At 71.8% G+C, this 9280-nt stretch carries 8 protein-coding genes and 1 pseudogene; 2 read left to right on the top strand and 7 right to left on the bottom strand.

Going from position 1 to position 9280, the window contains the following annotated elements:
• Positions 1–36 precede the first annotated feature (36 nt).
• The 4 genes from ACLEQD_RS29980 to ACLEQD_RS29965 all read right to left on the bottom strand — a co-directional run bounded on the left by ACLEQD_RS29980 (position 37) and on the right by ACLEQD_RS29965 (position 4885).
• Entirely contained in the window at positions 37–1563 is a 1527-nt protein-coding gene (locus ACLEQD_RS29980; RefSeq protein WP_410388760.1) for a poly-gamma-glutamate biosynthesis protein PgsC/CapC, read from the bottom strand.
• A 260-nt stretch (positions 1564–1823) separates the two neighbouring features.
• Positions 1824–2351 (bottom strand): hypothetical protein, encoded by a 528-nt coding sequence (locus ACLEQD_RS29975; RefSeq protein WP_410388758.1) that lies wholly within the window; start codon positions 2349–2351, stop codon positions 1824–1826.
• 41 nt (positions 2352–2392) lie between these two features.
• Complete coding sequence (locus ACLEQD_RS29970; protein WP_410388756.1) at positions 2393–2917, bottom strand: hypothetical protein; 525 nt, start codon at positions 2915–2917, stop codon at positions 2393–2395.
• Positions 2918–3202: 285 nt separating this feature from the next.
• Entirely contained in the window at positions 3203–4885 is a 1683-nt protein-coding gene (locus ACLEQD_RS29965; RefSeq protein ID WP_410388754.1) for a protease pro-enzyme activation domain-containing protein, read from the bottom strand.
• Between the two features lie 256 nt (positions 4886–5141).
• Here ACLEQD_RS29965 and ACLEQD_RS29960 point away from each other — a divergent pair, with 256 nt between their 5' ends.
• Together ACLEQD_RS29960 and ACLEQD_RS29955 are read left to right on the top strand one after the other, a co-directional pair.
• On the top strand, positions 5142–5891 hold the full coding sequence (locus tag ACLEQD_RS29960) for a HEAT repeat domain-containing protein (protein WP_410388752.1): 750 nt from the start codon (positions 5142–5144) through the stop codon (positions 5889–5891).
• On the top strand, positions 5888–6625 hold the full coding sequence (locus tag ACLEQD_RS29955) for a signal protein (RefSeq protein WP_410388750.1): 738 nt from the start codon (positions 5888–5890) through the stop codon (positions 6623–6625). Before ACLEQD_RS29960 ends, ACLEQD_RS29955 begins: the two co-directional genes overlap by 4 nt.
• Before the next feature lie 22 nt (positions 6626–6647).
• On the opposite strand, the pseudogene ACLEQD_RS29950 reads toward ACLEQD_RS29955, so the two are convergent.
• The 3 genes and pseudogenes from ACLEQD_RS29950 to ACLEQD_RS29940 all read right to left on the bottom strand — a co-directional run.
• Positions 6648–7292: pseudogene (locus ACLEQD_RS29950) on the bottom strand (helicase C-terminal domain-containing protein); the annotation flags it as partial.
• Between the two features lie 178 nt (positions 7293–7470).
• Positions 7471–8352, bottom strand: coding sequence for an AAA family ATPase (locus tag ACLEQD_RS29945; RefSeq protein ID WP_410388749.1), 882 nt, complete (start codon positions 8350–8352; stop codon positions 7471–7473).
• Positions 8353–8427: 75 nt separating this feature from the next.
• A partial coding sequence (locus ACLEQD_RS29940) for a (Fe-S)-binding protein (protein ID WP_410388747.1) occupies positions 8428–9280 on the bottom strand: 853 nt, incomplete at its 5' end.

The raw sequence follows: 9280 nt of genomic DNA, 5'->3' as shown, positions 1-9280 counted from the left end.
GAGCACTGGGGCGCCTGTACACGTCCGTGGTCGCAGCTACTGAATCGCGAAGATGGCGCTGGGCGCCTCCGTCAGCGGACGCGGCACCTCCAGCACGGGCCCCTGCGCGCCGGGGACGAGCAGCGACGTGTCCCAGCCCGCCTTGCCGTCGCCCTCCACGCGCTCCACCAGCGCGAAGCGCGCGGGCCCGCCGTCCTGCTTCGGCAGCTCCCGGAGCTCCAGCCCCAGCGCCACCGCCTGCGTGCGCAGCGAGGACACGGCCTCAGCGCGGCCCGACTCCAGCCACGCGTCCAGCCCGTTCCACAGCCCGGTGTACGCGCGCAGGTCGCCGTGCTTCAGCCGCAGCGAGCCGCCCACGTCGCTCTCACGCGCGGTGGCGCGGCCCATCACCATCAGGCCCAGCGGAGACTGGTCCAGGCCCAGCCCCGGCACGTGCTCGTGCGGCGCCTCCGCGGTGAGCGCGGTGGCCGGGCGCGGTTCGATGAGCGACAGCCCGAAGCCCGCGAGGCTGCCGATGAGGAAGCCCGCCAGCGACGTGTGCAGCGTGGGCAGCAGCACGCGGGCAATCACCTGCTTCTGGAGCATCTTCACCGCCAGCAGCGTGGGCACCAGGTAGCCGAAGCCGAACAGGTCCGTGACCTTCAGGCCCGGGATGCGGGCGCCCATGGCCCAGCCCACGGTCCACTTCACGAGGAAGCCCAGGCAGAAGACGAGCACCGTCTTGCGGGGGCCCTCCAGGTTGAGCGTGCGCAGCCCCGGCACCGACAGCACCGCCTTCGCGGCCAGCACCAGCAGCAGCACCTCCGCCATCGTGGCCACGAGCTTCAGGGGCTCCAGCCACGTGAGCGCCAGCAGCGCGGGCACGAGGATGCCGTTGAAGTCCCAGCCGTACTTGAGGTTGAAGCGCGCGGCGAGGAACGCCGTCGTCAGCAGGATGATGTAGGCCTTGGGGCTGGACAGGAAGTCCTGCGCCACGTCCTCGTACATCAGCTCCAGGCTGGAGAAGGACAGGTTGGTGCCGGGCAGCAGCACGAAGCGCAGGATGACGTACGTGAGCGCCACCGGCACGAACACCTGCCACAGCCCGCGGCGCAGCTTCAGCTTCCAGAAGGCGTTCGCGGTGAGCGGCACCAGCACCAGGCCAATGCTGTGCAGGCTGCGGTCGACGATGAAGGACGTGCCCCACCGCTCGTCCATCCAGTGGCCCAGGACGGGCAGGAGCCACGTCTCGCTCACCGCGCGCACCACCACGCTGGCCAGCACCACGACGAAGAAGCGGTCGCGGCCGAAGAACTCGCTCCAGGCCTCCGTGCGTGACAGTCCGCTGGAGAACGCGAGCGCCAGGCCATAGGTGAGCAGCGACTCGGCCACCACGGTGCAGCCCGCCTCCGGGTGGATGACGAACACCGAGGCCAGGTAGCCAGGAACGACGAGGCCCACGAAGACCCACCCCAGCGTCTCCGTGAGGAGCGCCAGGATGAGCACGCCCACGAGCACCGCCACCAGGATGGAGGTGTCGAGCGAGTAAGCCGGAAAGAGTGTCAGGGTCGAAAGGAGCGGCATTGGTGGCCGCTCGAATCTAGGGAGGCTCCCGTCCCCGACCAGGTTGCCCCTCTCGGGGGGGGAGAAGCGTCCGGTGCCCAACCGATGGTCCGGGCCTCCAGTCCCACTGAATGCCCAGCCCCGGACAGTGGAAGGGGCTCCTGAACCGGATCAGCCTGCCTGCTTCACGCGAGGCAAGGCCAGGCTGAACCCCGGGTGCGGATGCATGAGGCGTCACGGCCCCCGGCCGGGCTGGAGCGGCCAGGGGGGCGGAGGCGGCCTTACGGGCAGTCCTGCGCGGCCACCACGGCCTGGCAGCCCAGGCCGGAGCCGGTGAGCGTGCAGGGCACGGTGTCCGCGAGCGCCTGGATGACGGCCTTGGACGACGCGCCGGTGCCGCGCAGCGTGGCGGACTGCTCCAGGTGGACGAAGCGGTCCGAGCCGGCGGCGGCCTCCGTGAAGCAGGCGTCCGCGGCGCCGTTGTCGATGCGGCCCTGCACGTTGCTGGTGCCGCACAGGGTGCGGTGCTTGCCCGAGTCCTCCACCGAGTTGCAGGAGAAGGCCTTCTTCGTGCCCACCAGGTGGGTGTTGAGCGCGTCGCGCAGGCGGTTGGAGAGCGCCTCGGGCCGCAGCGTGCTGGTGCCGTCGCTCACCACGGCGGCCTCGGGGCCGTCGCCCGCGTCCATGCCGTGGATGCTGGCGGCGATGGCGTCCGGGTAGGTGGCGCGCAGCGCGCGGTGCGCGGCGGTGAAGAAGGTGTTGCCGTAGTGCGCGGCGTCGGAGATGCGCAGGCCTTGGTGCCGCCACACGCTGGTGGTGCCCGCTGGCTGACGGGGCTGCCAGGCTGGGGCTACGGTCGGGCACGGTGCTGCCGGTTGATGAGCAGCGCGCGCGCGCCCAGCGTCACCAGCTGCGTGGCCGTCTGGCGCAGCGTGCCCTCGTCGGAGTCCGCGTGCGGCGCCTCCAGCCACAGGTCGCGCGCGGGGAACAGGTTGATGATGAACGTGCCGCCGCCGCGCGACAGCAGCCCCTGCTCGCGCACCACCAGCCAGCCGCCGCCCGTGGCGTTGCGGAAGGTGGACACGCCGTAGCCCATCCCCGCCAGGTCCTGCACCACCTGCGCGGTGGGACCTTCGGTGAGCAGCGTGCGGAAGGCGCCCTCGAACGCGGCCAGCTCCGTGCCGCCCGGCTCCGTGAAGCCGCCGCTGTTGGCCGCGGCGATGGGCGCCGTCTGGAGCCACGTCGTCAGGTCGCCCGTCAGGCTGGCCAGCGAGCTGAGCGGCGCGCACACGCTCGCCGACGGGTCCGGCGTGCTGGCGACCGGCGTCCCGTCCGTGGGCGTCACCGGGTCGGTGGGCGTCGGGGTGGTGGGCACCTGGCCCACGCCGTCGACGGGGGCGGTGGGCGAGGCGGGCGCTGGATGACGCTTCCAGGGGAGGTTGACGGGTTCTCCGCCACGGCATCGCTCGGTCCAGCGACGGCATTGCTGCAAGCGGCTGCGAGGAGCAGGAGGCAGGAAAGGGTCGTGCGCAGGGGGGACAAGGACATGGTCCTGTCCCGAACAGCATGCCCTGCGCATGCATTCGCATCCCGTCAATCCAGGATGACAGCCGGAGCGGCGCTCGCATGCCCGTCCGCCCTATGTCGCCTGCCTGCTCACTCAGGGCAGGGTCCGCAGCAGGCCCTCCGCGCTCGGCGCGCCCCAGCCGGTGGGGATGTCCCAGCCCGGTCCGGCTTCGTACTGCCGGTCGGTGACGCCCACGGTGATGTCGCGGAAGGTCTTCTGCACGTCCGGCAGCGTGTAGAGCTGGGAGTTGAGCCAGCCCACCGGCGGCTTCGCTTCCTCTGAGCGCGCGCCGTTCACCACCGCGATGAGGCCCGCGAAGATGGGCGACGCGAACGACGTGCCGGTGTTGGGCGTGGTGACGCCCAGCCACGTGTACCAGTAGCCGGTGTCCGCGTTGAGCGCGACGTCCACCACCGCGCGCTTGGCGGGCAGCGGGACGATGCCCTTCTGCCACTCCGGGGTGGTGAAGGAGCGGCTGATGCCGGAGCCGGAGTAGTACCAGGCCGTCTCACCCGTCAGCGTCATGCCGTTCATCTTCAGCTGCGTGCCGCCCACGGCGGTGACGTAGGGGCTGGAGCCCGGCGTGTCCACGCCCGCGGAGTCGCCGCTCGCGGCGGCCACGGTGATGCCCAGCGCGGCGGCCATCATCCCGGAGGCGCTGTACTGCTCATGCACCGCGCGCGGCTCGGAGTCCTCGCGGTGCGCGAAGGACGTGGTGATGACGGACACCTCGCCCCGGCCAATGGCCTCGTTGAAGGTGTAGAGCATGGACGAGTTGCGCGCGTCCGGGCCCATGTAGACGATGACGTCCGACTTGGGCGCCATCGCCGCGGCCCACTCCACGTCCAGCGTCCCCTCGCGGTAGCGCGTGACGGGCGGCTCCATGGTCTGGACGACCTTGGGGTCCTCGCGCTCGATGTCCCACATCTTCCAGAAGGTGCGCACGTCCTTCCACCGGAAGCCGGCGCCAATCACCACGCCCAGCTTCGTGCCCTGGCCGTGGTGGCCCTGCGCGTAGAGGGAGTCCACGCCGTACGCGCGCGCCACCTGCTGCGGCGTGAGGCCCCGGTTGACGGGGTCCGGCTTGTCCGTGGACGGCTGGCCGAACTCGCCGGGCATCGTCCCCGTCGCCGCCGGCAGGTCCAGCGCGACGATGGCGTGGATGCGCTGCTGCACGAACGTGGGGGCCTTGATGCCCTCCGTGAGGCCGTAGACGTCGTGCGGATCATTGCCGCCCTGGGGCGACTTGCGCTCCAGGATGCGCAGCGTCACGCCGAACGCCTTGTTGAACTGGCCCACCGTCCCCACGAACTGCACCAGCAGCCGGTTGGTGGCGACGTAGGGCACCTGCATGCCCTCGGACTTCAGCCAGTCCGTGACGACGGTGACGTCCTTCTGCGTCGGGGCGTGCTTCGCCATCCACTCGGCCTGCGTCATGTACTTGCGGAAGCCGGCGCCGCCGGGCTTGTAGATGTCGTGGATGCGCTCTGCGAGCGCGTCCTCGTCGCGGATGGGGAAGGACACGAGCCCGCGGATGAGGTCCGTCTCCGGCGCCTCGCCCTTGTCCGTGTAGACGCCGGGCAGCGGCCCGGGGACGCCGTCCGTCGTCGGGATGGGGGTGGGATCCAACACCTCCTCCTCCGGATCCGGCGGCGGCGGGTCCACCACCTCCGGCACCGGTGGCGGCTTGCCGGGCGGCGGCTGGGAGTTTTCGGAGTCGGGAAGGGTGGGCGTGGACTCCACCGGCGTCGGCCCGGGAGGCCGTGGCTTGCCCACCGACGTCAGACGATCCGAGTCACGGCAACCGCCCAACCACCCTGCCAGCAGCAGAACACCCGTCAGGATGACTCCGCGTTTCATTGCGCCCCCAGCCCGCGGTGACCCGCCTCGGGTCTCCCGCACCCCAGCCGTCCTCCCCCTGTGGAGGACGTCGCCCATTGTGCGCCAGCAAGGTGTGCGCGATTGCCCTGAGAGGCAACTGTCATGGACAGGTAAATCGCGGCTACACTGTTGGCACTTCTTTACCCATCCCATGCGGCTGCCGACAGCACTCCTGCTCCTCTTCTTCCTGTTGCCGAGCGCTGCGCTGGCGCAGGGGGACACGCGCATCACCTTCCTGGGTCGTCAGTTGGAAAAGGGAAGGGATCCGCGTGCTCGCTCACAAGCCGCGCTCGTGTTGGGGGCCACCGAGGACCCGGAGGCGGTGCCGCCCTTGTGCGGCGCCCTCAAGGACCCCAGCGAGCTGGTGCGCGCCGCGGTGGCCAAGGGCCTGGGCGCCCTCCTGGAGCCGGGCGGGCTCGACTGCCTCCAGGCGGTGAAGGGGGAGGCGGACGCCACGGTGCAGGCGGCCGTGGCGGAGTCCATCAAGGCCATCAAGGCGTACCAGGCGCGCCGGCCGCGCTTCTACCTGTCGCTGGACGCGCTGAAGGACAAGACGGGCCGCGTGCCCGCGGACCTGGTGAAGGTGACGGAGGCGCGCCTCCGCTCCAAGCTGGTGCGCCGGGGCGCGCTGATGGCGCCGCAGAAGGAGTCGAAGGCGGCGGCGAAGGGCGCGCTGAAGAAGCTGGGCGTGCACGGCTACCGCATCACGGCGGAGATCCAGGCCACGGACAGCGGAGGGCTGCGGCTGGCCATCCTGTGCATGACGTACCCGGAGCAGTCCCTGATGGGGCAGGTGGAAGTGAACGCCGCGGGGGCTCCGCCCGCGGACCTGTTGAAGGCCCTCATCCCCCGAGCCATCGAGGAAGCCGCCGCGACCTTCGACTGGAGCAGCGAGACATGACGACGACCACGGCCCCGGCCCCGACGACGAAGCGCCGCTGGCGCAACTTCCTGCTCGACGCGCCCTTCCAGCTGAAGCTCACCGCGTACATCGTCGGCGTGTCGCTGGTGCTGGCGGCGCTCCTGGGCATCTTCCTGGTGCGCGCGGCGAACTCGCTGATGCACGAGACGGCGACGGCGGTGGACGCCCGCTCGCGCGCGGCGGAGGTGAGCCGCGAGTTGTCCGGAGCCACGCTCTCCAACGAGCTGATGGCCCACATGAACGACCCGGCGTTCGAGAAGAAGTTCCAGGAGCAGGCGCAGGCCATCGACGCCAGCTACGAGGCGGAGCGCACGGCCATCGTCGCGCAGCGCGCGGAGCTGGAGCGCCACCAGCACCTGACGTGGTGGGTGCTGGGCGGCTGCCTGGTGCTGTTCATCGCGGTCGTGGCGCTGGCGACCATCGTGGTGACGCACCGGATGGCGGGCCCGCTCTTCCGCATCAAGCGCATGATGCGCGAGGTGGCCGAAGGCCGCCTGCGTCCGCCGCAGCACGGCCTGCGCGAGGGCGACGAGTTGCAGGACGTCTTCGAGGCCGCGCGGGACATGACGCAGCGGCTGCGCACGCAGCAGGAGGAGGACGCGCGCGTGGTGGCGGAGGCCCTGGCCCAGGCGCGCACGAGCGGCGCCACGGGCCCCTGGGTGGACGAGCTGAGCGCCCTGGAAGCGCGCTACCGCGAGCGGCTGGCTCGGTAGCCCGGTAGGGCAGGCCGGGGGCTCACACCCGCGCGGTGTCGGCGGTGAGCCCCATCTGCAGCAGCTCCGAGTGCAGCAGCAGCCGCGCCTGCGCCCACGGCAGCGCGACGACGCGGTAGCCCGCGAGCGCCTGGAGCAACATGGGCCGGTAGCTGGCGTGCCCGGGGTCGGCGACCACGACGATGCCCCGGTCCGTGGTGGAGCGGATGAGCCGCCCGACGCCCTGGCGCAACAGCAGCAACGCGCGCGGCAGCCGGTACTGGAGGAAGCCCAGGTACTCGTTGCCCGCCTTCGCCAGCGGCTCCTCGCGCGCGGCCACCAGCGGCCGTGACGCCGGCTCCAGCGGCAGCTTGTCGATGAAGACACACCCCACGCCGCGCCCGGGGATGTCCACGCCCTGCCAGAAGCTCTTGGTGCCCAGCAGCACCGTGCCCGTGTCGCGCTCCTGCCGCGCCGCCAGCGAACGGCCGTGCCCGCGCGACTGGCGCAGCACTTCAATCCCGTGCGGCTCCAGCCGCGCCTGCACCTCGCGCGACACGCGCTCCAGCCGCCGCGTGGAGGCGAACAGGCCCAGCACCCGGCCGCCCATCACCTGCGCCAGCCCGGAGATGCGCCCGGAGGCCCAGTCGATGAACGGCTCCTCGTGGAGGTACGCGAGCGGCGCGCACGCCAGGGCCAGGAGGATGGGCAGGAGGAGGGGCATGGGCGGAGGCGCCCACGTTAGGAGTGGCCCGCCGACGCAGGCACACAACCGTCAGCCCCACGCGCGGAGCGTCACCCCCAGGTCACTCGTGGCGCGGGCGCCGTGCGCTGGTGGACAGCACGGCCCCTCCGAGGGCCCCGTGCTACAGCGTGTCCAGCAGCTCCCGGCACTCGCGCCGCCAGTGGAGCGCGGTGGCGGGCACGGGGTGCACGCGCACGGAGCCGTCCGCGGGCTCTCGCGACAGCAGGCGCACCTCCTCCGGGCGCACGTGCTCCAGCAGGTCCGGCGAGTGCGTGGCCAGCACCACCTGCACCGGCTGGCCTCCCGTGGACTCACCTCGCGTCATGGCGCGCAAGAGCTCCAGCACCTCGCGCACCAGGCCCGGGTGCAGGGCGCGCTCCGGCTCGTCCAGCGTGAGCAGCTCCGGCAGCGGCCGCTGGTAGGGCAGCACCAGGAACGCGAGCAGCCACAGCACCCCGTCCGAGACGTGCTCGGGGCCGAACCACACGTCCGGGCTCCAGCGGTCGCGGAAGCGCAGCCGGAAGGAGCGGTCCTCCAGGTCGCGCGACACGTCCACGTCCGACAACGACGGCACGCGCTTCGCCAGCTCCCGCGAGATGACGTCCCGCGTGGACATGGGCAGCGCCGCGAAGACGCTCGCCAGGTTGCCGCCCTTGCGCTCCAGCCACGTCGCCTTCGCGGAGGAGCCGCCCTCGCGCAGCGCCTCCATGCTCAGCGACAGCTGCTGCGTGGAGTGGCCCTGGCCGGGCAGCGTGTCCATCACGCTGAACGGATACTCCACGCGCGTGCGGTCGCCGTGCGCGTACGTCCACTCGATGCGCAGCGGCCGCGATTCGTCCCGCCGCCAGAAGTCCGAAGGCTCGTACGCGAGCTGATGCTGGAGCCCCTCCAGCAGGGAGGTCTTCCCCGACGCCGAGGGCCCCACCAGGAGGGTCATCGGCTCCAGGGCGAGCCGCACGTGAAGCAGGCACCGGAAGTGCTCGAAGCGGACAGAGGCAATCACGCCCGGAAGCCTAGCGGCCTCCCCCCAGGGGTCGTCCATGGCTCCAGTCGGACCCACGCTCCGCGTGAGGGTCCTTCACGCCCTCCAGGAGACCAGCCCCACCGCCAGCAACACGCCGCCCACCGCCAGGGCGCTGGCCAGGCGCGGCCGGGCGGGGGCCGCCTCCGGCACGTCCTCGCCTCGGCGCAGCGCCTTCTGGAGCACCTGCGCCAGGTGCAGCGGCTTGCGCCCCGTGGCCTGGAGGATCTGCTCCCGGCAGCTGAACCCGTCCGCGATGAGCAGCGTGTCGCCGGAGGCCTCCCGCACCTTCGGGAGGATGACCCTTTCGCCGCAGGCCTGCGACACGCCGTACTTGTCGCGCTCGTAGCCGAACGCGCCCGCCATGCCGCAGCAGCCCGAGTCCGGCTTCTCCCAGTCCAACCCCGTGCGGTCCAGCCACTGCTTCTCATCGTGGAACTTCATCACCGCCTCATGGTGGCAGTGCCCCTGCACCAGCGCCTTCCCCTCCAGCTTCGGGAGCTCGAAGTCCGCGGCCCGCTTCCGCAACAGCTCGCTCAACACATACGTCTGCGCCGCCAGCCGCTTCGCGTCCTCGTCATGCGGGAAGAGGCTCAGCAGCTCGTCGCGGAAGACCGCCGCGCAGCTGGGCTCCAGCAGCACGAAGGGGGTGCCCGCGCGGATCTCCTCGCGGAAGCGCGTCAGCGTGTGCCGCAGCAGCGCCTTCGCCGTGTCCAGCATCCCGTAGTCGTAGAGCGGCCGGCCGCAGCAGACGAAGCCCCGCGGCACGCGCACCTCGAAGCCCGCCGCCTCCAGCACCTCCAGCGCCGCGGAGGCCGTGTCCGCCTGGAAGAAGTTGTTGAAGGTGTCCGGGAAGAGCACCACCGGGCCCCGCGTCCCCGGCCGCGCGCGCCGGCCGCGCACGCGCCGC

The sequence above is a fragment of the Corallococcus sp. 4LFB genome (assembly GCF_046520365.1).
In the GTDB taxonomy this organism is placed as follows: domain Bacteria; phylum Myxococcota; class Myxococcia; order Myxococcales; family Myxococcaceae; genus Corallococcus; species Corallococcus caeni.
The sequence above is the reverse complement of the archived record's forward strand: the minus strand, read 5'-3'. Positions and strand labels throughout refer to the sequence as shown.